The sequence below is a fragment of the Microvirga arabica genome, from assembly GCF_016811235.1.
In the GTDB taxonomy this organism is placed as follows: Bacteria; Pseudomonadota; Alphaproteobacteria; order Rhizobiales; family Beijerinckiaceae; genus Microvirga; species Microvirga arabica.
The window spans coordinates 87,369-113,074 of record NZ_JAFBID010000010.1; the positions used below are offsets into that span (position 1 = coordinate 87,369).

General features: G+C 63.9%; 23 protein-coding genes, 1 tRNA gene and 1 pseudogene. 12 read left to right on the top strand and 13 right to left on the bottom strand.

Annotated features, from left to right (window positions below):
- Window positions 1-157 precede the first annotated feature (157 nt).
- Together JQC81_RS07810 and JQC81_RS07815 are read left to right on the top strand one after the other, a co-directional pair.
- On the top strand, window positions 158-3,328 hold the full coding sequence (locus JQC81_RS07810) for a tetratricopeptide repeat protein (RefSeq protein ID WP_203271250.1): 3,171 nt from the start codon (window positions 158-160) through the stop codon (window positions 3,326-3,328).
- Window positions 3,329-3,452: 124 nt separating this feature from the next.
- Complete coding sequence (locus JQC81_RS07815) at window positions 3,453-4,190, top strand: ATP12 family chaperone protein (RefSeq protein WP_203271251.1); 738 nt, start codon at window positions 3,453-3,455, stop codon at window positions 4,188-4,190.
- 55 nt (window positions 4,191-4,245) lie between these two features.
- On the opposite strand, the gene JQC81_RS07820 is transcribed toward JQC81_RS07815, so the two are convergent.
- On the bottom strand, window positions 4,246-4,623 hold the full coding sequence (locus JQC81_RS07820; protein ID WP_203271252.1) for a hypothetical protein: 378 nt from the start codon (window positions 4,621-4,623) through the stop codon (window positions 4,246-4,248).
- A 153-nt stretch (window positions 4,624-4,776) separates the two neighbouring features.
- Here JQC81_RS07820 and JQC81_RS07825 point away from each other — a divergent pair, with 153 nt between their 5' ends.
- The 4 genes from JQC81_RS07825 (at window position 4,777) to JQC81_RS07840 (ending at window position 9,995) form a co-directional block, all read left to right on the top strand.
- Complete coding sequence (locus JQC81_RS07825; protein ID WP_203271253.1) at window positions 4,777-6,309, top strand: acyl-CoA carboxylase subunit beta; 1,533 nt, start codon at window positions 4,777-4,779, stop codon at window positions 6,307-6,309.
- A 575-nt stretch (window positions 6,310-6,884) separates the two neighbouring features.
- Entirely contained in the window at window positions 6,885-8,051 is a 1,167-nt protein-coding gene (locus JQC81_RS07830; protein ID WP_203271254.1) for an OpgC family protein, read from the top strand.
- 47 nt (window positions 8,052-8,098) lie between these two features.
- Window positions 8,099-8,809: an SGNH/GDSL hydrolase family protein gene (locus tag JQC81_RS07835; RefSeq protein WP_203271255.1), complete on the top strand. Its 711-nt coding sequence runs from the start codon at window positions 8,099-8,101 to the stop codon at window positions 8,807-8,809.
- Between the two features lie 100 nt (window positions 8,810-8,909).
- Window positions 8,910-9,995, top strand: a complete 1,086-nt coding sequence (locus JQC81_RS07840; protein WP_203271256.1) for a PLP-dependent cysteine synthase family protein — start codon at window positions 8,910-8,912, stop codon at window positions 9,993-9,995.
- Between the two features lie 208 nt (window positions 9,996-10,203).
- Here JQC81_RS07840 and JQC81_RS07845 read toward each other — a convergent pair whose 3' ends face one another.
- On the bottom strand, window positions 10,204-10,812 hold the full coding sequence (locus tag JQC81_RS07845) for an alpha/beta hydrolase (protein ID WP_203271257.1): 609 nt from the start codon (window positions 10,810-10,812) through the stop codon (window positions 10,204-10,206).
- Window positions 10,813-10,956: 144 nt separating this feature from the next.
- On the bottom strand, window positions 10,957-11,886 hold the full coding sequence (locus JQC81_RS07850) for a ring-cleaving dioxygenase (protein ID WP_203271258.1): 930 nt from the start codon (window positions 11,884-11,886) through the stop codon (window positions 10,957-10,959).
- A gap of 318 nt (window positions 11,887-12,204) precedes the next feature.
- Between JQC81_RS07850 and JQC81_RS07855 the strand changes: the two genes are divergently transcribed.
- The 3 genes and pseudogenes from JQC81_RS07855 to JQC81_RS07865 form a co-directional block, all read left to right on the top strand.
- Window positions 12,205-12,618, top strand: coding sequence for a hypothetical protein (locus tag JQC81_RS07855; RefSeq protein ID WP_203271259.1), 414 nt, complete (start codon window positions 12,205-12,207; stop codon window positions 12,616-12,618).
- A 182-nt stretch (window positions 12,619-12,800) separates the two neighbouring features.
- The gene (locus tag JQC81_RS07860; RefSeq protein WP_203271260.1) at window positions 12,801-14,801 is read left to right on the top strand and encodes an acetyl-CoA carboxylase biotin carboxylase subunit; all 2,001 of its coding nucleotides are present in this window, start codon (window positions 12,801-12,803) and stop codon (window positions 14,799-14,801) included.
- A gap of 18 nt (window positions 14,802-14,819) precedes the next feature.
- Window positions 14,820-15,221: pseudogene (locus JQC81_RS07865) on the top strand (gamma-glutamylcyclotransferase family protein); the annotation flags it as partial.
- Window positions 15,222-15,305: 84 nt separating this feature from the next.
- Here JQC81_RS07865 and JQC81_RS07870 read toward each other — a convergent pair.
- A complete protein-coding gene (locus tag JQC81_RS07870; protein ID WP_203271262.1) occupies window positions 15,306-16,283 on the bottom strand; it encodes a cation diffusion facilitator family transporter in 978 nt (325 codons plus the stop codon).
- Window positions 16,280-16,984, bottom strand: coding sequence for a transporter substrate-binding domain-containing protein (locus tag JQC81_RS07875; RefSeq protein ID WP_203271263.1), 705 nt, complete (start codon window positions 16,982-16,984; stop codon window positions 16,280-16,282). Before JQC81_RS07875 ends, JQC81_RS07870 begins: the two co-directional genes overlap by 4 nt.
- 231 nt (window positions 16,985-17,215) lie before the next feature.
- Between JQC81_RS07875 and JQC81_RS07880 the strand changes: the two genes are divergently transcribed.
- Window positions 17,216-17,509 (top strand): acylphosphatase, encoded by a 294-nt coding sequence (locus JQC81_RS07880; protein WP_203271264.1) that lies wholly within the window; start codon window positions 17,216-17,218, stop codon window positions 17,507-17,509.
- Here JQC81_RS07880 and JQC81_RS07885 read toward each other — a convergent pair.
- Window positions 17,506-17,916 (bottom strand): rhodanese-like domain-containing protein, encoded by a 411-nt coding sequence (locus JQC81_RS07885; protein WP_203271265.1) that lies wholly within the window; start codon window positions 17,914-17,916, stop codon window positions 17,506-17,508. The genes JQC81_RS07880 and JQC81_RS07885 overlap by 4 nt on opposite strands.
- Before the next feature lie 74 nt (window positions 17,917-17,990).
- Here JQC81_RS07885 and JQC81_RS07890 point away from each other — a divergent pair, with 74 nt between their 5' ends.
- A complete protein-coding gene (locus JQC81_RS07890; protein WP_203271266.1) occupies window positions 17,991-18,683 on the top strand; it encodes a DUF599 domain-containing protein in 693 nt (230 codons plus the stop codon).
- Window positions 18,676-18,951: a DUF3253 domain-containing protein gene (locus tag JQC81_RS07895; protein WP_203271267.1), complete on the top strand. Its 276-nt coding sequence runs from the start codon at window positions 18,676-18,678 to the stop codon at window positions 18,949-18,951. The genes JQC81_RS07890 and JQC81_RS07895 overlap by 8 nt, the downstream gene beginning before the upstream one ends.
- Here JQC81_RS07895 and JQC81_RS07900 read toward each other — a convergent pair.
- From JQC81_RS07900 to JQC81_RS07930, 7 genes are all read right to left on the bottom strand, one after another.
- Window positions 18,918-19,844: a YdcF family protein gene (locus tag JQC81_RS07900; RefSeq protein ID WP_312887490.1), complete on the bottom strand. Its 927-nt coding sequence runs from the start codon at window positions 19,842-19,844 to the stop codon at window positions 18,918-18,920. The two genes, JQC81_RS07895 and JQC81_RS07900, sit on opposite strands and share 34 nt — an antisense overlap.
- Window positions 19,845-19,913: 69 nt before the next feature.
- The gene (locus JQC81_RS07905) at window positions 19,914-20,618 is read right to left on the bottom strand and encodes a ribonuclease activity regulator RraA (protein WP_203271294.1); all 705 of its coding nucleotides are present in this window, start codon (window positions 20,616-20,618) and stop codon (window positions 19,914-19,916) included.
- 94 nt (window positions 20,619-20,712) lie between these two features.
- Window positions 20,713-21,366, bottom strand: coding sequence for a glutathione S-transferase family protein (locus tag JQC81_RS07910; RefSeq protein ID WP_203271268.1), 654 nt, complete (start codon window positions 21,364-21,366; stop codon window positions 20,713-20,715).
- 143 nt (window positions 21,367-21,509) lie between these two features.
- Window positions 21,510-22,682: an isovaleryl-CoA dehydrogenase gene (locus tag JQC81_RS07915; RefSeq protein WP_203271269.1), complete on the bottom strand. Its 1,173-nt coding sequence runs from the start codon at window positions 22,680-22,682 to the stop codon at window positions 21,510-21,512.
- 213 nt (window positions 22,683-22,895) lie between these two features.
- Window positions 22,896-23,798, bottom strand: a complete 903-nt coding sequence (locus JQC81_RS07920; RefSeq protein ID WP_203271270.1) for a glycoside hydrolase family 25 protein — start codon at window positions 23,796-23,798, stop codon at window positions 22,896-22,898.
- Between the two features lie 90 nt (window positions 23,799-23,888).
- Window positions 23,889-25,313, bottom strand: a complete 1,425-nt coding sequence (gene mgtE / locus JQC81_RS07925) for a magnesium transporter (protein WP_203271271.1) — start codon at window positions 25,311-25,313, stop codon at window positions 23,889-23,891.
- A 187-nt stretch (window positions 25,314-25,500) separates the two neighbouring features.
- Window positions 25,501-25,585 (bottom strand) — tRNA-Leu (locus JQC81_RS07930).
- Between the last annotated feature and the right edge of the window lie 121 nt (window positions 25,586-25,706).

Genomic DNA, 25,706 nt, shown 5'->3' on the forward strand with positions numbered 1-25,706 from the left:
GGAGGCAAGATGCCTCTGGTCTGGGATAAGAATAGGCTATTTTCTAGGAAAGAAAGTTAGGAGCGGCGAGGCTCTCGCCAGATCCGATCTTTACCTGCCATAAGGGCAAAATCCAGATACTGCCCCTCCTGAATGTGTGATTCGAGACTCTGAGACGATGCATCAGCGTAGGCTTGCCCTTCGTACCCGGTTCGCAAGCCTCGCTTTCCTCTGTGGGTTCGGGCTGGCTGCGTCACCTGCTCTGGCCCAAACTGCCAAGGATATAGTGGAGCAGGCCCGGCAGGCTGCTTCCACCAACGAAAACCAGCAGGCCGCTCGTCTCTTCGAGCAGGCCATCACCGCTGCTCCCGAACGTCGGAACGAACTCCTGCTCGAATATGCGGATCAGGTCGCCTATGCCGGCCGGCCTGCGGATGCCGTGCCTCTCTATCGCGAGCGGCTGAACGATCCCGCTCTCGATACAGCCAATCGCGAACGCGCCGAGCGTGGACTGGCCTTCGCACTCCTGTGGAGCAGCCGGTTCCAGGAGGCTATTGCCGCCTGGGAGGCTCGCCTGAGAGCAGACCCTGCCAGCGACGAAGCCAGGAATACATTGTCAGACGCTCTTGTCGGAGCAGCCCGACAGGCTGGTGAACGTTCCGAGAATGCAAACGCCAGGACGCTTTTCGGCCGTGCCATTGAGACGGCGCCGCAGCGCCGCCAGGAGCTGTTGCCGGAATTCGCCGACCAAACCGCCTATGCCGGCCAGCCCGATCAGGCCGTGCCGCTCTATCATGAGGCCCTGCGGGACGGCAGCCGTCCCGAAGACCAGCAGCGCCGTCTGAGGCGGGGACTGGCCTTTGCACTGCTGTGGAGCGGCCAGTTTCCGGCCGCCGTCGCGGCTCTAGACGATGTGCTTCGGGCAGCGCCTGACGATGCTCAGGTCAGGCAGGGATTGGCAGAGGCCCGAGCCGGTGTCGAAAGAGGCCGTGCACAGGCTGCACAGCCTTCGCAGGCTGCTCCAGCACCGGCTCAACAAGCACCCGCTGTCGCTCCAGCCTCGCCCGCCGATGCGGCTATCGCGTCGGCCCGAGAAGCGGCAGGACGCGGCGCAAACAAGGAAGCCGCTTCGCTTTTCGAGAGGGCAATTGGGCTCGATCCGTCGAAGCGAGCACAGATCGGCCGCGAATATGCCGACCAACTCGCTTTCTCCGGAGAGCCGGGTAGGGCCGTTCCTGTCTATCGCGAGGTTCTCGCCCGCCGGGATCTGCCCCCGGGGGAGCGTCAGCAGGCGACCCGTGCATTGGCCTTCGCGCTCCTGTGGAGCAGCCAGTTCCAGCAAGCGATCGAGGCCTGGGGCAACATCCTGCAGGCCGACCGGAGCGATGCGGAGGCGCGCAAGGCGCTCTCCGATTCTTATGTGGGTGCCGCCCGGCAGGCGGCTGAGCGCACCCGGAATGCCGATGCCGCTGCTTTCTTCCGGAGAGCCATCGAGACCGCTTCGCAGCGACGGCAGGAACTCCTGCCGGAATATGCCGATCAGACAGCTTATTCGGGCAATCCCGCGGGCGCGGTGCCCTTGTACCGAGAGGCCTTGCGCGATGGCCAGCGCCCTGAGGCGGAGCGCCGGCGTGTCCGGCGCGGTCTTGCCTTCGCGCTCCTCTGGAGCAACCAGTTCCGCGAGGCCATCGCCGCCTGGCAGCCGTTATTCCGAGAGAACCCGCGCGACGAAGAGACCCGCAAGGCCTTCTCGGATGCTCTTGTGGGCGCAGCACGCCAGGCCGCCGGGCAGACCCGCAACGCCGAAGCGGTGAACCTCTTCGAGCGCGCATTGACCGTCATGCCTGGACGCCGCCGGGAACTGCTGCGGGAATATGCCGAGCAGGTGCTCTATGCGGGCCAGCCGCTGAGAGCCATCCCGCTCTTCCAGGAGGTGCTTCAGCGCGGTGACCTGAACGGGCAGGAGAGGCGGGATGCCCGGCTTGGGCTTGCTCGTGCCCTGGCCTGGAGCGGGCAGCAGAAGCTTGCGCTTCCGGTTTTCAGCGAAATTCTGGCTTCGAACGCCAACGACATCGATGCCCTCATCGGGCGCGGCAACGCCCTCAACGACATCACGGACCACAGGGCGGCTCTGGCTGACTTCGAGGTGGTTCTCTCGCTCCAGCCCAGCAATGTGGAGGCGATCCGCGGCGCCGCCACGGCCGAGAGGTCTATGGGGCTGCCTCAGGCAGCCCTCGCCCGGCTCGAGCCTCTTCTCGCCAGCGGCGACCGGAATCCCGCCACGCTCTTCATCGCCGCCCAGGCACGGCGGGAGATGGGGCGCCCGGATCTGTCCGAGGACTATGCTAAGGCTGTCCTTGCACAGAAGCCGGGTGATGCCGGCGCCCTGGCGCTGCTCGATCAGCTCTATCAAGAACGCCGGCCTTTGACCCGTATCGAGAGCTGGTACGCCCGCCGCTCGGACGATCTCGCGATCTGGTCGCTGCAGGCCTCCCACGAGCTGACCTTCAACGATGGCCTGACGAAGTTTGGGCCCCAGGCCCGCTTCATGCGCTATCGGGGTGACGATTTCCCGAGCGTTGACATGTCCAGCATCGGCATCGCGGGTCAGCACAGGTTCGGCGACCATGTCGAGTTCAAGTCGTCGATCTTCCTGAACTTCGAGGACGAGGCGCGACGCAACCGTCCCGACGGAGAAAACGATCAGGACGTCACGCTCACCCACGACACGACCTTAAGCCTCATACCGTCCGACCTGCTCCGGTTCGACCTGAACCTGGTACGCCGCTATGCGGACGAGAACACCCGCTCCATCGTAAACGATGTGCTGGCGAACGATTTCGGCCTCAAGGTTCTCATAACGCCGGACAACGCGACCCGCTTCAACGCTCAGGCGATCTACAGCCACTACTCCGATGGCAATGAACGGGCCTGGGGGCAGGTCGAGTTCGCCAAACGCTTCACGGCCAATCCGTATTTCTGGCTGGGCGCGCGCTACACGGCCTTCGAGTTCGAGGAGGTGGTCGACAACGGCTACTGGAATCCCGAGCGCTACCAGTCCCTGGAGGCGAGCGTCCATTTCTATGGGCCACTGGCCGAGAGATGGTGGTTCGATCTCCAGGGGGCTGCCGGCTACGGCTGGAGCGAGCCCGGCGAGGGGGGCTTCGTATCCTATGCCTCCGCACGCCTGAACTACGACTTCACCTCCCAGGCGACCTTCGCACTCTACGCAAGCCACCTCGTCTCCTATGCGCGCTCGTCCGAAGACGACGGCAACTTCGATGCGGGACAGGACGACGAGCCGTTCAGCCGCTGGTCCGTGGGTGGGGAACTGAGGATCCGGTGGTAGGCGGGTTAAGCCTCAACCCTCAGGAATTTTCATCGCATCCCTCGCAGAGGGCGACGGGAGCGACTATTTTCGCCCCATGACAGACTCACACGACTGGTTCCCCTCGGACGAGGAACCCAACCCCATGCGGGCCGCCCAAGCCGGCATGAAGCCCGCCCTGCCGAAGCGCTTCTACAAGGAGGCCGGCGTCGTGGAGCGGGACGGGCTGTTCCACCTCACCCTTGACGGCCGTACGGCGAAGACGCCGAGCAAGCAGGCCCTGGCCGTACCCACTCGGGCGCTGGCCGAAGCTCTGGCGGAGGAATGGCAGGGGCAGGGGGGCGAGATCGATCCCTCCACTATGCCAGTCACCCGCATCGTCAACTCCGCCATCGACGGCGTTGCGCCGCGAACGGCCGAGGTGGTTGACGATCTCGTTCGCTATGCCGGATCGGATCTCGTCTATTACCGGGCCGGCGAGCCCGAGCGCCTCGCCAAATCTCAGGATGACGCCTGGAGCCCAGTGCTCGATTGGGCGAAGGACGCCCACGGCGCCCGTTTTGCCCTAGGCGAGGGCGTGATGCATGTGGCGCAGCCGGAAGAGGCGGTCGCGGCCATCCGCCGGGCGATCGAGCAGATCCGATCGCCCTTCGCGCTCGCCGCCCTGCATGTGATGACGACCTTGTCAGGCTCGGTTCTGATCGCCCTTGCCCATGCGGAGCGGCAGCTCGACGCGGATCAGGCCTGGGCTGCTGCCCATGTGGACGAGCTGTATCAGGAGAGCGTCTGGGGCGAGGATTACGAAGCCATGGAGCGCCGCCGCCGTCGCGAGGCTGACTTCCGGGCCGCATCCCTGGTCTATCGCCTGACGCAGCAGGCATAGAAAAGCCGCCGACGCACTCGGCATCGGCGGCTTCGACTTGCCTTCTTCCGCTGCGTCACGCACGCTGGAAGCTGATTCCGCACTTCTTTTGGATCGACGCGGCCTCAACGGCCTGCATCTGGCCCTTCAGGTGAGCGAGTTCGGCTGTTTGGGCGTTGTTGCCGCTGACGAAGAAGGCGGCAGGCCAGAAGATGACAAGAGCGGCCGTGGTGGCAACCGCATTCTTCGTGTGCTGCGAATCCTGCGCGCCGGAAGCGGCGGCGGCGGCAGCGCTGACGCGCTGAGCCTCTGCGCTCAGTTCCCGGCAGCTGTAGCTGCTGTAGGTCGTCGGCGAGACGTATGACGCCGCGACATCCTCCGAGCGGCTGGCGCAGCCAGCGGCCAGGAGCGACAGAGAGACGGCGAGAGCCGTAAATTGGGTGGTCTTGTTCATGTTCAGTACCGCTGTAACGTAACAGTTCTTGACTCCTAACCTGCTCCGGCCCGCCTGAGAAGTGCTGTGGAGCACACACCCATAGTGGGATTTTGACCCAGCCACGGCTGTGCTAAGCGGGGGATCATTTTCCCCGGGAGTCAGGGTCCAGCCATGAAAGACATGCTCGAACGGCTTGAGGAGCGGCGCGCGCAGGCCCGCCTCGGCGGCGGCACGAAGCGCATCGAGGCGCAGCACGCCCGCGGCAAGCTGACCGCCCGCGAGCGCATCGAGCTCCTGCTCGACAAGGGCTCCTTCGAGGAGTTCGACATGTTCGTCGAGCACCGCTCCACCGATTTCGGCATGGACAAGGCCAAGATCCCCGGCGACGGCGTCGTGACCGGCTGGGGTACCATCAATGGCCGCACGGTCTTCGTCTTTGCCAAGGACTTCACCGTCTTCGGCGGCTCGCTCTCCGAGGCCCATGCCCAGAAGATCACCAAGATCCAGGACATGGCGCTGAAGATGCGCGCGCCCATCGTCGGCCTGTTCGATGCCGGCGGCGCCCGCATCCAGGAGGGCGTGGCGGCGCTTGGCGGCTATGGCGAGGTGTTCAAGCGCAACGTGATCGCCTCGGGCGTGATCCCGCAGATCTCCGTGATCATGGGCCCCTGCGCGGGCGGCGACGTGTATTCGCCGGCCATGACCGACTTCATATTCATGGTGCGCGACCGCTCCTACATGTTCGTCACCGGTCCCGACGTGGTGAAGACCGTCACCAACGAGACCGTGACCTCGGAGGAACTCGGCGGCGCCAAGGTCCACACCACCAAGTCGTCCGTGGCGGACGGCGCCTACGACAACGACGTGGAGGCGCTGCTGCAGGTGCGCCGCCTCATCGACTTCCTGCCCACCAACAACATGGATGGCGTGCCGGAGATCCCGAGTTTCGACGATCCGGCCCGGGTGGACGACAGCCTCGATACGCTAATTCCCGACAATCCGAACAAGCCTTACGATATGAAGGAGCTGATCCTGAAGGTCGTGGACGAGGCGGATTTCTTCGAGATACAGGAAGCTTACGCGAAAAACATCATCACCGGCTTCGGCCGGGTTGAAGGCCGCACGGTCGGGTTCGTGGCCAACCAGCCGATGGTGCTGGCCGGCGTGCTCGATGCGGATGCCTCGCGCAAGGCCGCCCGCTTCGTGCGCTTCTGCGATGCGTTCAACATCCCGATCGTCACCTTCGAGGACGTACCGGGCTTCCTTCCGGGTACCGCGCAGGAATATGGCGGCCTGATCAAGCACGGCGCCAAGCTGCTCTTCGCCTATTCCGAAGCCACCGTGCCGCTGGTGACGGTGATCACACGAAAGGCCTTCGGCGGCGCCTATGACGTGATGGCCTCAAAGCATATCGGCGGCGACGTCAACTACGCCTGGCCCACCGCCCAGATCGCCGTGATGGGCGCCAAGGGCGCAGTGGAGATCATCTTCCGCCAGGATATCGGCGATGCCGAGAAGATCGCGGCCCGCACCAAGGAATACGAAGACCGTTTCATGTCCCCCTTCGTGGCGGCGGAACGCGGCTACATCGACGAAGTGATCATGCCGCACTCGACAAGGCGGCGGATTGCTCGGGCGCTTGCGATGCTGCGGCACAAGGAAACGGAGCGGCCCTGGAAGAAGCACGACAACATTCCGCTCTGACGGCGAGCAGCTTCTCCTCACGATGAAAGACAGCCCCGGAGCACTGCTCCGGGGCTGTCTTGCTGTTTAGAGCGACGAGCTGAACGTTCCTCCCGGTGTCTCCAACTTTCTCAGCCAAGTTCTATGCTGTGAGGTTGTTCCGTTTGGTACGATCAGCAGTGAGTCGGCAGGCTCCACTTCCATCTCCAGAACGTATGGAAATGTGCCGCCTGGCGTCTCCAGCTTGCGGATCCAGTCCTGATGCTGAGAGCGCGTCTCCTCAGCACGTGCTAACCCGGTTGAGGCTGCCGCGGCAGCCATGGACGTGACGACGAAAAGCGCGACGATGCAGCTTCGCACGGGTGTTCCTTTTGAGCTTGAAAGAGGAAAGAGCAGGAGCAGTGTTGAAGGCTAGCGCGCGAGACCTTGCCCGTCAAAATGATCATGCGCGGTGCTCTGTCACGCTTGCCCTGGAGTCGCGGATTTGTGATACGGGTTTGCGGACCGAATCTGTCTCGAAGAGTTGATGACGAGCATCGGATCCCTTAGCCGTTTCCGGCGTTCTGCCGTCATCAAAAAAACTCAGAGGATCGGGAATGCACGCCAAAGGCGGCCGCAACACGGTAATCGATTTCTGGCGCGGACTCGTCCTCGTCATCATCTTCGTCAACCATGTTCCGGGCAACATCCTCGAGCACCTGACGCCGCGCAATTACGGCTTCTCCGATGCGGCCGAGGCTTTCGTGTTCATCTCAGGTTTATCCGTCGCGCTCGTCTACTATCCCCGCATGCCGCAGAGCGGTGCTTTCGATGTGATGAAACGCTGCCTGCGCCGGTCGCTGGAACTTTACCGGGTACACCTGATCATGACAGGAGCGGCAGTGGCGCTGTTCTCCGTCGGCTATGTGATCAGCGACGAAATCGGAATGCTTGAAGCTCACGGCAGGGGCACCGTGTTTGACGATACGGCGCGCGGGGTCACGGGTGTGCTTCTGCTCGGCCACCAGTTGGGCTACTTCAACATCCTTCCGCTCTACATTGCGCTCATGTTGTGGGCGCCGGTGGCTATGGTCCTGATGAGGATCCACGTCGCGCTCGCGCTCGCCGTGTCGGTTGCTGTCTATGCTCTTGCCCGCGCCGACGTGCTCGCTCTCCCGAGCTGGCCCGATCCGGGACGGTGGTTCTTCAACCCCTTCGCCTGGCAGCTCCTGTTCACGGTCGGCATCGTCACAGGGGCCTTCCTGGTTCAAAGGGGCGTGCCCTACCAGCGCTACGCGTTCGCAGGAGCAGTCGGTTTCCTCGCCGTATCGACGGTCACCATGACTGATGCGTTCGGCCTCTATCCGAACCTGCTCTGGAGTACCTTCGTCAATTTCGATCTGGTCAAGAGCGATCTTGGCCTTGGCCGGATGCTCCATTTTCTGGCGCTTGCCTATGTGGTGACGCAGATTCGCATGGGGCAGGTGCTGGAAACGACCGCCTTCGGGACCGAGATGGCCCGCCTGGGACGCAATGCCCTGCCGGTCTTCGCGGTCGGCTCCGTCCTGAGTGCTGCCGGGGAAGTTATGATGACGCTGGCCGCCGTCAAGTCCTCTGCTAGTCCCCATGTCGTGGGTATGGTATTCACCCTCTTCGGCATTCTCGCACTTCTCGGACTGGCACGATATCTCGAATGGAAAAAGAAAGGCTCGACCGCTCCCAAGCTGGAGCGCGCCGGACAATCTGGCCTTGTGTCGGTTTCACCCGGGCAACTTCCGCGTTAGCGTCCCTCCTGGTCATAGCCCTGAGCCATTCCGCCCTGGCGGATGAGGTGGGCTGTCCTGGCGTCAAGCCGATCCTGTCGGCACAAGCCAAGATGGAGCGTCTGGCTTCCCGGCTCAAGAAGAGCGAGCCCGTTCGGATCCTGGCCATCGGATCCTCCTCTACACAGGGCATCGGGGCATCCTCCCCGGCCTTTTCCTATCCGGTCCAGCTCCAGGCGGATCTCACCCGGATCTGGAAGGGCAAGGTCAACATCGAGAATGCCGGTAGGGGCGGGGAGACGATCCCGGAGACCGTCAGGCGCCTTGAGGCTGCTCTTCTCCAATCGGACAAACCGGACCTCATCATCTGGCAGGTGGGTACGAACGACGCAGTCAAAGGCGGCGACGAGGGGCAGTTTTCCAGTCTTCTGCGGCAGGGGATCGATGCCGCGCAGGCTGCCGGTGTCGAAGTTCTTCTCGTCGACCAGCAGTATTTTCCCGCCATCAAGGACCTCGGGCGCTATGAGCGCTTCGTTCGCCTTGTCGGCACGGCCGGGGCCGCCGAGCAGGTGCCGGTGTTCTCGCGGTATAGCCTGATGAAGGCCTGGGGCGAGAGGTCGCCGGATATCCTGGGATCCATGCTGTCGAGCGACGGCTTCCATATGGGCGACCGCGGTTACGACTGCATGGCGCAGCTCATCGCTGATAGCCTCCATTCCATGGTGGCGCCGGTGGAGACCTCTCAGCAATCTGCCGTCACGGCCGCCGTGCGCCCTTAGGGCCATTGCGCCGGACATCCGACCTCGGTTAAGGCGTCTCCCGACAAACCCAGACGTGGAATCCTCCAGTCCGGGCGCTTTTCGCGAGGCCCATCGACAGATGCCCCTAAAGACATCGTGCAACCGCGCCTGGGTCTCCACCGCCATTCAGATCATCGAAGCGGATTTCAACCGCTCGTCGGATACGCATCTGCTGCGCGTGCCGCTGCCGGCCGTGCCGGGTGTCGAGCTCTACCTCAAGGATGAGTCAACCCATCCGTCAGGCAGCCTGAAGCACCGGCTGGCGCGGTCGTTGTTTCTGTATGGGCTTTGCAACGGCTGGATCGGGCCGGACACGACGATCATCGAGGCATCGAGCGGCTCGACCGCCGTGTCCGAAGCCTATTTCGCCCGGATGCTGGGCCTGCGCTTCGTCGCCGTGATGCCGCGCTCCACATCGGCCGAGAAGATCGCGCAGATCGCCTTCTATGGCGGCGAGAGCCATTTCGTGGATTCACCCGCCGAGATGTACGCCGAGAGCGCGCGGCTCGCTGAGGAACTCGGCGGCCACTACATGGACCAGTTTACTTACGCCGAGCGGGCGACGGACTGGCGCGGCAACAACAACATCGCCGAATCCATCTTCAGCCAGATGGCCCATGAGGAGCATCCGATCCCGAGCTGGATCGTCGTGGGGGCAGGGACCGGCGGCACCTCGGCGACCCTCGGGCGCTATATCCGCTACCGGCGCCTGCCCGCCCGGCTGTGCCTCGCGGATCCGGAGGCTTCCGTGTTCCACCGGCATCTGGCCGACCGTGAGGTCTGCACCGTCTCAGGACCACCCTCGGTGATCGAGGGCATCGGCCGCCCGCGCTGCGAACCGTCCTTTGTGCCGGAACTCATCGACCGCGCTTATGCGGTGCCCGATGCGGCGAGCATCGCGGCCGCGCGGGTTCTGTCCCGCCGCATCGGCCGCTCCTGCGGCGGCTCCACGGGCACCAATCTCTGGGCTGTGGCGCAGATCGTCGGCGAGATGGTGAGGAACGGCGAGACAGGTTCCGTCGTGACGCTTCTGTGTGATTCCGGCGAGCGCTACCGCAGCACCCACTTCGACGATGCCTGGCTCGAATGCCGCGGCATCTGCATCAAGGCCGCCGAGGAGGCCATGGAACGGTTCTTCGAGACTGGAGCCTTGGGAGCTTCCTGAAACGTGGATGGCCGGGACGAGTCCGGCCATGACGGTGGGAATCATGCCTCACTGTCATTCCGGGGCTGCGCAGCAGAGCCCGGAATCCATAACCGCTAACGGTGAAGAAGGAGGTGAGACGCGAGAGCCTCTTCCTGAATCGTGGTGTTTGTGGATTCCGGGCTCGCCTGCGGCGTCCCGGAATGACAGCGGATCCTCTAGTCAGCCGCTATTCGGCGAACCACCGCACCAGCAGCTGCAGATCCGTTTGCGACAGGTTGTGGCCCGCAGACAGGATCTCGTGCTGGACCCCGGCGCCGGATGCTGACAACGACGCGGCGAGCCGCTTCGCGTTCTCCGCCGGAATGATCGGGTCCATAGCGCCCGAGATCATCAGCACCCGCTTGCCCGCAAGATCCACATCGGGAGCCTGGGACAGCGGCACCATGGCCCGCAGCAACGCGGCACCGGCCAAGACTTCCGGGCGCAGCATCAGCATGGCGGCGGCGATGTTGGCGCCATTGGAAAAGCCTACCGCAATGGGAGCCTCAAGCCCATAGGCCTTGCGTGCCTCGGCGACGAAATCCGCGAGCTCATTCGCGCGAAACCGCACGTCCTCCTCATCGAACACGCCTTCAGCGAGGCGCCGGAAGAAGCGCGGCATGCCGTTCTCCAGGATCTTGCCGCGCGGGGAGAGCAGGGCGGAACCGGGAGAGGTCATGCGACCGAGACCCAGAAGGTCGTTCTCGTCGCCGCCTGTGCCGTGAAGCAGCAGGAGTGGGGGACGCTTGGCATCCGTGGTGGGCTCAAAGCGATGGATGAAGGACAGTTCGGTCATGGAATGCTCCTGTCCCTCCCCCTTTGCAGGAGAGGGTGGCGAACGGAGTGAGCCGGGAGAGGGGGAGGCATGAGTCGAAATCGGCCCCTCTCCCGACCTGCTTTGCAGGTTACCCTCTCCCGCTAAAGGGGAGAGGGTTTTAGGTCATACCAACTCAGGCAGCCGAGCCTCGATGTCGCTGCGGCGCGGTTCCAGGAATGCCGGAAGCTTCAGCTCGGCACCGAGACGCTCCTGCGCCTCGTCGGCGGCGAAGCCCGGCTCGTCGGTGGCGATCTCGAACAGGATGCCGCCCGGCTCACGAAAATAGACGGACCTGAAATAGTTGCGGTCCTTCTGCTCCGTGGTCTGGAGGCCATGGGTCTCGGCGAGCTTCCTCACCATCTCCTCCTGATCGGCATCGTCCTTGGCGCGGAAGGCCACGTGATGGACGGAGCCGCCGCCCATCCGGCCCGGCAGGAACCCGCCGGCCGAGCGGATGTCGACCGTGCTGCCCATGTGCGCGTCCGTCTTGTAGCGCACGAGGGAGCCGTCGCGGGCCGTCTCGGTAAAGCCGAACACGTCCGTCAGAATTGCACCCGTCCGCTCGCCGTTGTCGACGAGGAGCGTGACGCCCTCCAGGCCGCGGATCGCATGTTCCGCCGGGATGCCGTCGACGTTCCAAGCCTCCTCGGTCTCGGCATTGGGAATGCCGACGAGCGAGAGGCTGGTGCCGTGCGGGTCCTTGAAGGTCAGCACGCTCTGCCCAAAGCGCTTCTCCACGCTGCCGTGCTCGACGCCCTGCTCGATGAACCGGTGCATCCAGAAGCCTAAGGAGCCTTCAGGCACGCGGAACGCTGTCTCCTGCGTGGTGCCGACGCCGTTCCGTCCTGGCGCCACGTGCTCCCAGGGGAAGAAGGTCAGGATCGAGCCGGGCTGGCCGAGGCTGTCGCCGAAATACAGGTGGTACGTGCCGGGATCGTCGAAGTTGACGGTCTTCTTGACGAGGCGCAGGCCGAGCACGCGGGTGTAGAAATCGAGGTTGCGACGGGCAGGGCCTGCAATGGCGGTGACGTGATGAATGCCGTGGTGCCGCATGGGTGCGTTCCTTAACGGGCAAGCGCGGATTGCGCTGCGTTGACAGGGAAATAAGTACCACCAGGTCGCGATGAAGTGTGGAAAGGGCGACCTTGCGGGAATGCAAAGCTCGGAGGGGCCTGCTGGCAAATCCGCGCAAACGTTGGGAAATCCGATCCGTCAAGATTCCGGCAACCAAAGAGTCTCAACAAGGCTTAACCTCAACGGCGATTCAGCATGTCGCGTTAACGGTTTAGCCCTGCCGCACGTGTGAATGTCATCCCGCACAAGCGATCAACCGGCGTGGACGTTAAGAAAAGCCGGCGGGAGTCAAAACGGATGTTGAAGGATCAACTTCGCGATTTCATCGACAGCCTCCTCGAGAGGGGCCATGTCTGCGATGATGACGTGGCGATGCTCCAGGGCGAGATCCTCTCTGAGGGAATCACGAGCCGTCTCGAGGTCGAATCCCTGTTGGCCCTCGACCGTCTCGTCACCGCCGTCGAAGGCTGGGGAACGGCGCTGACCCGCCTCGTGGCCGATTTCGTGGTCTGGAAGCGTGCCCCCCATGGCGCGGTCAGCAACGACGATGCCCTGTGGCTCGCGACCCTCCTGGAGATCAGCGGGCCGTCGCCAAATGCCATGGCCATCGCCTATGCCATCCTGGACGAGGCCGGGCATGTGGACGTGGCACTCCTCGACTTCATCATGCGCGGACGCCAGCAGGCGAGGCTGTCCCAGATCGCCGCCTGACATCGCTTCTAGAGCTAAATGCTGACCCAGCCCCGCTTCCCCAAGGCACCGATGTGCAGTAACGGAGGTGGGGCTAACTTTTTGGTGAGCGCATCGTTCTGAGCGAAAAACGGGGCCACTTTTTCGCTGACGCGGCCCTCCGGGTCGCACGATGCGCCGTAGGCTGGAGCGTTCGAGGGTTCATGTTCGACAAGATCCTGATTGCCAACCGGGGCGAGATCGCGTGCCGGGTCATCAAGACCGCCCGGCGGATGGGCATCAAGACGGTGGCGGTCTATTCCGATGCCGACCGGGATGCGCTGCACGTGGAGATGGCCGACGAGGCCGTCCATATCGGCCCAGCGGCGGCGGCCCAGTCCTATCTGGTGATCGAGAAAATCATCGAAGCCTGTAAGGCCACCGGCGCCCAGGCGGTCCATCCGGGCTACGGCTTCCTGTCCGAGCGCGAGGCCTTCCCGAAGGCGCTGGCCGAGGCCGGCATCGTGTTCATCGGCCCGAACCCCGGGGCCATTGCGGCCATGGGCGACAAGATCGAGTCGAAGAAGGCGGCGGCCGCCGCCAAGGTCTCGACCGTGCCGGGCTATCTCGGCGTCATCGAGGGGCCGGAGCAGGCGGTGACCATCGCCAATGAGATCGGCTATCCGGTCATGATCAAGGCCTCGGCCGGTGGCGGCGGCAAGGGCATGCGCATCGCTTACTCCTCCGATGAGGTGGCCGAGGGCTTTGCTCGCGCTACCTCGGAGGCGGCAAGCTCGTTCGGCGACAGCCGCGTATTCATTGAGAAGTTCATTACCGATCCGCGCCACATCGAGATCCAGGTGCTCGGCGACAAGCATGGCAACGTGGTCTACCTTGGCGAGCGCGAATGCTCGATCCAGCGCCGCAACCAGAAGGTCATCGAGGAGGCGCCGTCACCGCTCCTCGACGAAGAGACCCGCCGCCTGATGGGCGAACAGGCCGTGGCGCTCGCCAAAGCCGTGGGCTACGACTCTGCCGGCACGGTGGAGTTCGTGGCAGGTCAGGACAAATCCTTCTACTTTCTCGAGATGAACACCCGCCTTCAGGTGGAGCATCCCGTTACCGAGATGATCACCGGCATCGACCTCGTGGAGGAAATGATCCGTGTGGCGGCCGGCGAGAAGCTGCGCCTCTCTCAGGCCGACGTGAAGCTCAACGGCTGGTCGGTGGAAAGCCGGATCTACGCCGAAGACCCGGTGCGCAACTTCCTGCCCTCCACAGGCCGGCTCGTCACCTACCGCCCGCCGAACGAGGGCGAGCAGGATGGCGTCACGGTCCGCAACGACACCGGCGTGTACGAGGGCGGCGAGATCTCGATCTATTACGATCCGATGATCGCGAAGCTCGTTACCCATGCGCCGACCCGCCTCCAGGCGATTCAAGCCCAGGCGCAGGCCCTCGACGCCTTTGCCATCGAGGGCATTCGCCACAACATCCCGTTCCTCTCGGCCCTGATGCAGCACCCGCGCTGGCAGTCGGGCAAGCTCTCCACCGGCTTCATCGCCGAAGAGTTCCCGCAGGGGTTCAAGGCGCCCGCGCCGGAAGGCGAGGTCGCCCTGCGCATGGCAGCGGTCGGTGCCGCCATCGATCACCTGCTCAACGAGCGCAAGCGACACATCTCAGGCCAGATGCGTCCTGCCGCCAGCTTGCGTTTCGAGCGCGAGCGGGTGGTAATGCTGGGCAAAGACCGCCACGAGGTGACCGTCGAGGATATCGACGGCGGCTTTGCGGTTGTGATCGATGGCAATGTCTGGCCGATCGTCTCGGACTGGGCGCCGGGCCAGCCGGTCTGGACCGGCACCGTCGGGGGTGAGGCCATTGCCGTGCAGGTGCGCCCGATCCTCAACGGCGTCGCGCTCTCCCACGCCGGGGCCTCCGCTGAGGTCAAGGTCTACACCAAGCGCGAGGCTGAACTCGCTGCTCTGATGCCGGAGCGGCTGGAGGCCGATACCGGCAAGCAGCTGCTCTGCCCCATGCCCGGCCTTGTGAAGGCGGTCAGCGTGGCTCAGGGCCAGGAGGTCAAGGCCGGCGAGCCGCTCTGCATTGTCGAGGCGATGAAGATGGAGAACGTGTTGCGCGCCGAGCGCGACGGCACCATCTCCAAGATCCACGCCAAGGAAGGCGACAGCCTCGCGGTCGATGCCGTGATCCTGGAATTCGCCTAAGGGTTCAGGCTAAAACGGATGCCCCTCTACTTCGCCTATGGGTCCAACATGGATCAGGCCGCCATGCTCGGGCGCTGCCCGGGCTCGAAGCCGGTCGGCATTGGGCGGCTCATGCGGCACCGGTTCATGATCTTCGACGAGGGCTATGCCACTGTCGTCCGCGACCCTCAGCGGTCGGTCTGGGGCATGGTGTGGGATCTGGCGCTGGCCGACGTGCCGGCCCTCGATCGCTACGAGAGCCTCGCGACCGGCCTCTACACCAAGGTCGTGCAGCCTGTCGTGACGGGTCAGGGGCCGCGCCGGGCGATCGTCTATGTGGGGCGCAGCGCCAAGCCCGGCACGCCACTACCCGGATACATGGAAGGCGTTGTCGAGGCAGCAAAACGTGCAGGGTTACCGGAGGACTACATCCGGAGCCTGAACGTGCGGTTGCCGAAGACTCTAGCCTCGGCGCCAGCCCCCCAAAAACCCAAGGTTCGCCCGCTCCGGAGTGCTCCGGGAAGCTCAGCTCTGCCCATCCGGCGCCGGTGAGGCATCGTCATTGAGGCGAGGCACGACTGAGATGGTCACGTCGTGCAGACGCCAGTTCATACCCTTGGCATCATCGATGGCGCTGGCCACCCGCTCCGGCAGATTGTCCGTTCGGCTCGGCACGACATAGACCTCGCCGAGAACGATGTGCCCGCTTTCACGAAGGCGCACCTCCGCCTCCTTCACCCAGTCCAAAGCCTCGACTCTCCGTCGAAGATCCTCCGGCAGGGTCTCATAGCCTGACCGGTCGGTCTTTTGCGGCCGCCGCTCCATGAGGTCGGCGGTGACGACGCCGAGATTGGAAAAACCGTCCTTTAGGATGTCGAGGGCGATGATGCCCGCAGCCAATGGGTCGAGCCACCAATAGCCGACCCCCGTCCCCAGAACGCCGATGGCCGTGGCGCCTTCCGCCATCCAATCGGCCTTCATCATGTTGGCGTCCGCATAGAGGATCTTGTCGTGGATCTTGGGCGCCAGCTTCAGCTTCATGTGCCCCAGGATGACGCTCGGAATGCCCGTATAGGCAATGGCCGCCAGCATGGGCCAGCCGGCCCAGATTGTCTCTCCGAAGATGTGCATGCCGCCGATGGTGGTGCGCTCGCCCGACAGGAACTTCGAGGCAGACTCGATGAGCAGGAACAGCCCCATGGCCACGAGTGCGACCGACGAGATGAGATAGCCGATGGAAACGGCGCCATGATAGCCATAAGGAAAGTTGCGGTTCGGAGGCCACAGGGCGATGCGGCTGCAGATGAGGAACACGATGGCGGGGATGATGCTGATCACGTCCTCGAAGAAGCTCGCCCGCATGGCCTGCGACGAGCCCATCGTGACGTACAGAGCCACGGCCGCCGAGGCGATGTAGAAGACGGTGATCACCTCGAGACGCTGGGCGCGCTTGAACAGGGCCTGTTTGTCCTCGGGAAATTCGAAGTTCTCGATCGGCCTCATCGCAATGCCTCCATGGCCTTGTCCTTGAGACCCTCCTTGTCCTGCGCCTGGAGGAACTGGTCGAGGGAGAGGAGCAGGGCGCTCTCACCCGGAATGACGGCCATGACCCTTCTCTCGGTCGACAGCTCGTCCTCCGTTGGCTTGAGGCCGCGCCGTTCAAGCTCGAAATCGTAGCCGGCCATGATCGGAGCTTGCGTTCCGTTCCCGTTCAGGGGCACGGGCTCGGCTTCCAGTTCCCTGACCTGAGCCACGAGGTCGAGACGCTCCGGATCGACAGTGATGCGTTGCCCGGTCCAATCGGCCGGGGGCGTCTGCCCCGGTGCAACGCCAATATGGGTTTTGACCTCAAGATAGGGTTGGGACAGGGCGAGCTTGCCGGAATGGGGTGTCGCGTCGGTCAGGCCCATAACCAAGACATCCAGTTCCCGCTTGTAGAGTGCCTCCACCAGAGCGTCAGCAGGACCGGTGATGACGCGCGCCTTCGTGCCGAGGCTCTGGGCCCACTGCGTGACGAGGGCGGGCTCGACCCCGTCTATCCGTCCGTCCGAGACGACGACCCAGGGCGGGTTGTGGGCCACGCCCACCTTCATCTCGCGGCCTGCCCGGAGCTGTTTGAGGGTTTCTGCATTGTCCTTGGGAAAGTCGCTGCAGCCGCCCGCAGCGAGAAGACCGATTAGGATCGCAGCAATCCTCGAACGCATGATGCACCTGAACAACTACTGTTCAGCTTGAATGCCGGAACTCACGATTCGTTCCGCCATGTGAGGGCAGAGTGAGAGGCCCGGCCCGCTCGATCTCGGCTTGCTCGAACCCAGGGAGGGCGGCGCGGCCCCGCGCAAGGTGGATCCCCAGAGCCGGGAGCGCATTGTCCAGACCGAGGAGACTTTGCCGGGCGCCACACCCATGCCCGTCATACCCGCCGATGAGGGACAATGACCGAGAGCAGAACCATCCATGCCCTGATTCATGGCCGTGTCCAAGGGGTGAGCTTTCGCGCCTGGACGCAGCATCTGGCGGAACTGCATGGGCTCAAAGGCTGGGTGCGGAACAGGCGGGACGGCTCGGTCGAGGCCGTGTTCTCAGGCCCGGTTGATCTTGTTCAGGTGATGCTCAAGGCCTGCCATCAGGGACCCGCCGGCGCCCTCGTCGAGAACGTGGAGATTCTCCAGGGCAGCGAAGAGGGTCACGACCTTGCCGAGCGGTTCGAAATCCGGCGAACGGCTTAGGCCTTCTTCGGCTCCACGGTCTCGACAGCCCCGCCGGCGTTCTTCCAGGCGGTGAAGCCGCCTTCCATATGGGCGACTGGCTGCAGGCCCATGTCCTGGGCCGTCGCTGCGGAAAGGGCTGAACGCCAGCCTGCCGCGCAGAAGAACAGATAGGTCTTGTCCTGGGCGAAGACCGGCTTGTGGTAGGGACTTTCGGGATCGATCCAGAATTCCAGCATGCCGCGCGGGCAATGCACCGCGCCGGGAATGCGCCCTTCACGCTCCAATTCGCGTGGATCCCGCAGGTCCACGAACACCACGTCCTCGCGGCTGTGCAGGGATACGGCCTCGTCAACAGGCACGGTCCTGATCTTCGCATTGGCCTCGTCGAGCAATGTCTTGTAGCCGCGGGTGATGGTCTGAGGCATAACGGGTTCCGGTGCTCCTATGAGCCTTTGTACAAACTGGACATGACGGCGGCGGAGTCAACGGGGGATCACGGGTGCTGGGCTTCACCAATCTCGATTACGCGGCGCTGGCCTTCTTCCTGATCGCGTGGTTCGGCTACCATGCCGCCCTCGAGCTCACGCCGGCTGGGCAGAAGAGCCTCAACAAGGTGATGAACCAGTACCGCTATCGTTGGATGGAGCAGATGGTGGTGCGCGAGAACCGCATCGTCGACACCACGATCCTCGCCTCTCTCATGAACGGCACCGCGTTCTTCGCCTCGACGTCGCTCATTGCCATCGGCGGCGTGCTGGCTCTCCTGCGCTCGACCGATGCGGTTCTGCCGCTTTTCGCCGATTTGCCTTTCGGCGAGCCGCCGACGCGTATCGCCTGGGACGTGAAGGTCGGCGGACTCGCCGTGATCTTCGTCTATGCCTTCTTCAAGTTCGCCTGGTCGTACCGGCTTTTCAACTACATGGCGATCATCGTCGGGGCCGTTCCCGTGCTGACAGATGGCAACCGCGAGGAGGCGCTCGCGGTCGCACGCCAAGCGGGCGCCATGAACGCAGTTGCCGGCAAGCACTTCAATCGCGGTCAGCGGGCCTTCTTCTTCTCGCTCGCCTATCTCGGGTGGTTCGTGAGCGGCTACCTGTTCATGGCAGCGACTGCCGGAGTGCTAATCGTGATGTGGCGGCGCCAGTTCCTATCCGACGCCCATGATGCAGCCTTGAGGCAACCTCATGTCTAGAACCGCGACACCGGAAGAGCTGGAAGTCACCATGCTGGCGCTCCTGGAGGAGCGGGGACCCGGCAAGACCATCGGTCCGGCCGATGTCGCGCAAGCTCTCGGCGGCAACCAGCCCGACGGATGGGGACCGCTCATGCAGCCCGTCCGAAAAGCGGCCGTGCGTCTCATGAAGGAAGGGCGCATCGTCATCCTCCGCAAAGGGCGGCCCGTCGATCCGGAGGATTTCCGCGGCACCTACCGGCTCGCGCTGCCGCCTGCGGAATCCTGAGGTCCTGGGAACAGCCGCGCGGTGCGACCGGACGTGTAATAGGCGATCAGGCCCGCCCATTCCTTGGTGCCGATGTCGAGACGGCGTAGGCCTTCCGAGACGAAGGCAAAGGGGAGGTGTGTGCGTGATCCTCCGGACGTGCGGAAATCCACCGGGTAAGGTGTGACGAGAAATCCAACCTTCTCGAACACCCCGACGGCACGCGGCATGTGCCAGGCCGATGTCACCAGGAGCCAGCGCTCGCCCTCGCGGGGCTTTGCGAGCTCCTGCGAGTAAACGGCATTCTCGGCGGTCGTCCGTGAGCGGTCCTCGATCAAAATGCGACTGGGGTCGATGCCGATGGTCTTGAAGTACGCGGCAATGATCGGCGCCTCCGCTGCGCCGTCACCAAAGACCGTGCCGCCGCCGCCCGAGATCAGGATGCGAGCGGCAGGATAGCGGTGGGCGAGCTGGATCGTGTCGAGCACGCGCTCTGCCGATTCATTGGAAACGATTTGGCCGCGTGTCTTCGAGTCAGATGCCTCGACAGCGCCGCCGAGCAGGATGATCCCGTCAACCGGTTCGCCATCATCACGAAACGCAGGAAACCGCTCTTCCAGCGGGAGCAGGATGTAGCTGGCAAGGGGCAGCAATCCCAAGGCAATGGTCGCCAGCGTAAAGACCAGACTCAGCCAGATGCCGAGATGGCGCAGCCGCTTGAACAGGCTCAGAACCAGCCCTAGCAGAATGAGGCTGAGCAGAAGATTGGATGGCGTGGTGAAGAACCACGCGATTTTCGAGACGTAGTAGAACACCCGCCGACCTTGTTTTTTGAGGCTACCAGTATTCCCATTCAAAACCTCATCCTGAGGAGCCGCTGTAAGCGGCGTCTCGAAGGAGCTTCCAGAGAGCACTGGATCCTCCTTCGAGACGCAGCCTCACGGCTGCTCCTCAGGATGAAGGCTGTAGTTTTGGCGGAAGTCTTACGACTTGTTCAACTCGGCCTCGTAGCGAGCCTTGGTCTCGGCATTGGGCGGATACAGGCCGGGGAGGGGAACTCCTTTCTCCACCTCGCGCATGACCCACATCTCGTAGTGTTCCTGCGCCACAGCAGCCTTGGCGACCTCTTCCACCATAGCGGCCGCGATCACCACGACGCCGTCGCGGTCGGCGACGATCACGTCATCCGGGAACACTGCGACGCCGCCGCAGCCGATGGGCTCCTGCCAGCCGACGAAGGTCAGACCCGCAACCGAGGGAGGGGCGGCCACGCCGGCACACCACACCGGAAGGTTCGTTCCCTCGACGCCAACCGCATCGCGCACCACGCCATCGGTCACGAGCGCCGCCACGCCGCGCTTCTTCATGCGGGCCGTGAGGATATCGCCGAACACGCCGGCATCTGTGACGCCCATGGAATCGATCACCGCAATGCAGCCCTCCGGCATGTCCTCGATGGCCGCGCGGGTGGAGATGGGTGAGGCCCAGGATTCTGGCGTCGCTAGATCCTCGCGGGCCGGCACAAAGCGCAAGGTGAAGGCGCGGCCTACCATCTTCTCCGACGCGTGGAAGGCCGGCATCGGCCCCTTCATCCAGCACCGGCGGATGCCTTTTTTCAGCAGCACGGTGGTGAGCGTCGCGGTGGAGGCAGCCCGCAGGGCGTCGGCGATGGCTTTGTCGAGGGTCATGGGTTCTTCCCTGATATGGATCAGGCTTTCATAGCGGCCGGGAGCCTGAAGCGCCACCGAAACGAGGCCTTCCCGGTCGCATTCCTGCCGTGCGTCAGTCGCGGTCCGGCGCACCGAGCGGGAAGTATGGACGGTAAGGCCGGGCCTCATCGACCGCTCGGGCGAAAGAAGGCCGGGCCAGAAGCTTCCGGCGGTAGTCCCGGACGCGCGGATACCTGTCACCCATCGGGTGCGCCCAGTCGGCATAGAACAGGGACGTGGCGGCGGCGCAATCGGCAAGGCTGAAGGCAGCACCATTGGCCCATTGGCGGTCCGCCAGCGTCCTGTCGAGCCAGCCATAAGCCTTGTCGAGCATGGCTCGCGCTTCGGTGACGCCATAAGGATCGCGATCCTGCTCCGGACGGAGCCTATCGAGGACGATCTTCTGCATCGGCGTGGCGATGTAGTTGTCAAAGAAGCGATCCATCAGCCGGATGTCGAGAGCGGCGCGCGGATCCTCCGGGATTAGACGCACAGGTCCCGGATGATGGAGGTCCAAATGCTCGGTGATGATGCTGGCCTCCAGGATGGAGCGCTCCTCGTCGACCAGTACGGGAAACTTCTTGATGGGCCAGAGCGCCTCCAGTGCGGCACCGTTCTTCTGATCATCAAGTGTCAGATATTCGAAGGGTGTGTCGTTCTCATACAGCGCGATCAGCACCTTCTGGCAGTATGAGGAGAAGGGGTGGGCGTACAGCTTTAAGGTCATTGCCGTCTCGCGGGTGTGAATTCGTTCCTCACTGTAAACAGTCTTACAAACACGGAAAGGCCGTTACATCCACGGCAAGGTCTCAACACAAACGGTCGGGACTGTGCCCGGCCGTTCTGGTGGAGTTTTGACTGCTGCCCCGATCAGGCGGTCTTTGCGAACAGCTCGCGGCCGATCAGCATGCGGCGGATCTCGCTGGTGCCGGCGCCGATCTCGTAGAGCTTGGCGTCGCGCAGGAGGCGGCCGGTCGGGTAGTCGTTGATATAGCCGTTGCCACCCAGCAGCTGGATCGCATCGAGGGCCATCTTGGTGGCGTTCTCGGCCGCGTACAGGATCGCGCCGGCGGCATCCTCGCGGGTCGTCTCGCCCCGGTCGCAGGCCTTGGCGACCGCATAGACATAGGCCTTGGCCGCATTCATGGTCACATACATGTCGGCGACCTTGCCCTGCACGAGCTGGAACTCGCCGATGGCTTGGCCGAACTGCTTGCGCTCGTGAATGTAGGGCAACACCACGTCCATGCAGGCCTGCATGATGCCCGTGGAGCCCGCCGCCAGCACGGCGCGCTCGTAATCAAGGCCCGACATGAGCACGTTCACGCCCCGGCCGACCTGGCCGAGCACGTTCTCCTCCGGCACCTCGCAATCCTCGAACACTAGCTCACAGGTGTCCGAACCGCGCATGCCGAGCTTGTCGAGCTTCTGGTGCGTGGAAAAGCCCTTGAAACCCTTCTCGATCAGGAAGGCGGTCATGCCGCGCGGGCCAGCCTCCGGGTCGGTCTTGGCATAGACCACCAGGGTCTCGGCGATGGGCCCATTGGTGATCCACATCTTGTTGCCGTTGAGCACGTAACGGTCGCCGCGCTTGTCGGCGCGGGTGCGCATGGAGACCACGTCGGAGCCGGAGCCCGGCTCGGACATGGCGAGCGCGCCCACATGCTCGCCGGAGATCAGCTTCGGCAGGTAGCGGCGCTTCTGGTCCTCATTGCCATTGCGGCGGATCTGGTTCACGCAGAGGTTCGAATGCGCGCCGTAGGAGAGGCCGACCGAGGCCGAAGCGCGGGAGATCTCCTCCATGGCGATCACGTGCTCGAGATAGCCGAGGCCCGCGCCGCCGTATTCCTCCTCGACCGTAATTCCGTGGACGCCGAGCTCGCCCAGCTGGGGCCAGAGGTCGCGCGGGAACTGATTGGTGCGGTCGATCTCCTCGGCGCGCGGCGCGATCTTCTCCTGGGCGAAGTTGGCGACGGTCTCGCGGATGGCGTCGGCGGTCTCGCCGAGATCGAAATTGAAGCCCTTGGCGGCGTTCGGCAGCATTGATTCCTCCCCGTTCCATTCGTGACCCGGCAGGGTACGCGATGGATGGTTTTTGTCGCGGACCATTTTGGTCAGCAATGCTGCCCTTATCAAGGCCGAGGCAGCAAGAAAAGTGCGGAGGCGTTGGACTCCGACCCGCCACTGGCCAGAGCCGACAAAGAAACGGCTCCCGCACGGTCCGTGGGGAGCCTGAACCTCAATCTCGCTGAGGGTTTACTCGTCGATGCTCGCCGTCTGCACCGCGTCCATGTCGCGGCAGATGCCCTGCGCCTTGAGGCGGTTGTGGTCGCGCGGGTCGCAGGCGCTGGCGACAAACATGCGCCACTGGTTGTCCGTGCCGTAGAAGGCGTTGCGGTCCACGTCGCCCTTCACGCCGGGCACCCGGCCCGTGGTGGTGAACTGCCAGAAGGTCCAGCGGCGGTTGTTGTAGCGCACGTGGGGCTCGGCCGCCGTGCTGCGGATCCAGTAGGGATAGTCGTTGAACTCGCCCTCCAGGATCTCCTTGTGGAAGGTGATGTCGGTGTAGATGATCGGCCGCTTGCCGGTATGGGCTTCCATCTCGCGCAGCATCAGGTCGATCATGGCGAGGGCCTGCTCGCGCGGAACCTTCTTCGGGCAGTTCACGGACTGGCCGTTCCACTCCACGTCGAGCACCGGCGGGAGGGCGTCCGGCTCTGCCGGCACGTTCCTCTTGAACCAGGCCGCCTGCTCGTGAGCCGGGCGGCACCAGTAGACGAAATGATAGGCGCCGCGCGGGACACCCGCTCGCCTGGCCGCCTGCCAGTTCTCGTGAAACTTGCTGTCGAGGTGGTCGCCGCCCTCGGTCGCCTTGATGAAGGCGAACTTCGTGCCGGCTCGGCGCAGCGACGCCCAGTCCACATCGCCCTGCCATTTCGAGATGTCGACGCCGTGGATCGGCAGCCGGTGAGCGGTAGCGACGCCGTCATGGGGCCGGGCGTCGCTCTTGGCCGGGTAGCGGCTGGACGACGACGGTGCGATGGCGCAGGAGGCGAGCCCAAGGGCTACAGCTGCGAGGGCGCTGAACCGGGCGATCTGAGCGAACGTCGTCAGGCCAGAGTTCTTGGAACGGCTGGGGGAGCGGCGGCGAGTCTTCATCGGTTCAACTGTATTGTACGCGGGACTGGACCGCACCAGGGATGACGCAAGAGCGTTAACAGGCCCTTACGACACAGGCGCGAAACAAGCTTACAGATTAAACCAGGCGGTCGCGATGCCTAAAAAGGCGAAGAAGCCGACGATGTCCGTGATGCTGGTGACGAAGGGGCCGGATGAGACGGCCGGATCGACGCCCATCCGGTTGAGGGTAAGAGGCACGAAGATGCCGCCAAGCGCCGCAAAGAACAGGACTGTGATGAGGGCGAGGCCGATCACGAGGCCCAGTTCAGGCGATTCGAACCAGAGCCCGGCCAGGACACCCATGATGACGGCAAAGGCCATGCCGTTGAGCAGGCCGACGGCCCCCTCGCGGCGGATGATGCGCCAGGCATTGGAGCGCCCAAGCTCCCGGGTGGCCAGCGCCCGGACCGCCACCGTCATGGTCTGCGTGCCCGCATTGCCTCCCATGGAGGCTACGATGGGCATGAGGATGGCGAGCGCGACCATCTTTTCCAGCGAGCCCTCAAAGAGCCGGATGATGCTGGAGGCGACCAGAGCGGTGCACATGTTGGCGAACAGCCAGGGGAAGCGGCTTCTCTGGATGTAGAGAACCGTATCGGAGAGCTCTTCGTCCGATTTCACGCCGCCGAGCTGCTTGATGTCGGCATCGGCCTCTTCCTCCAGCACGTCCACGATGTCGTCGACCAGGATGGTGCCGACAAGCCGGCCGCCTTCATCGACCACAGCGGCGGAGACGAGATTGTAGCGCTCGAACAGGCGCGCCACCTCTTCCTGGTGCTGCGTGGCCTCCACCCGGTCCGGCTCGTCGTTCATGATCTCCTGGATCGTGACCGGGCGCTTGGAGCGCAGGAGCTTGTCCAGGGGCACCGCGCCGAGCAGGTGGGCCGCTGGGTCGATGACGAAGATCTCGTAGAAGGTCTCCGGCAGATCCTCCGTCTCGCGCATGAAGTCGATCGTCTGCCCCACCGTCCAGAAGGGCGGCACGGCGATGAACTCGGTCTGCATGCGCCGGCCGGCGCTGTCTTCCGGGTAGTCGAGGGAGCGCTGGAGCGCCACGCGCTCGATGGCGGGAAGCTGGTCGAGAACCTCAGCCTGCTCGTCTTCCGGCAGGCTTTCGAGAATGGTGATGGCGTCGTCGGAATCGAGCTCGCGCACGCCCTCTGCGACTGTTGCGGTCTCGAGTTCCTCAAGGATCTCCTCGCGGACGGCCTCGTCCACCTCGGTCAGTGCCGCGAAATCGAAGGAGGAGCCGAGAAGCTCGATCAGGCGGTGGCGGTGCTCGGGCGCCAGCGCCTCAAGCAGATCGCCCATCTCGGATTCGTGGAAGTCCTCGACAAGCCGCTGCAGGAGATCGGCATCCGAGGCGTCGATAGCATCGGCCGCGGCCGCCAGGAACTCGGGATTGAGCTCGCCTTCCTCGTCCCGGAACGCCGGCGTGACCGGATCGGACCCATCGGGGTTCGGAAGCAGCGTCTTGTCGTCGACTTCCTGCATGAGCCGTCCTCGGAAGGTGGGTTGCCGGCCTTTTAGGTGCCTGCGCCAGCCAGCGCAATGCGCCCAAAGGCTTTCTCGGAGAATCGCTTGTCGGCCACTCCTGCCTCGAGAGCCGGAGCGGCTGAGGTCAACAAAAAAGGCCCCGGTGAGGGGCCTTTATGTTTTCAGCACGAGATGTGCTGAAAGTTGGTGCGGTCAAGAGGACTCGAACCTCCACGGGTCTCCCCGCTACCACCTCAAGGTAGTGCGTCTACCAATTCCGCCATGACCGCGAACTCGGTTCCAGGAAAGGTTTTCCTGAAGAGGTGGTCGCTCTAGCAGAACGATCGGACCGCTGCAACCCCTTCCGTGGAGCTTGCGTCGATTGCGCCGTACGAATGCCCCGGCTGACGG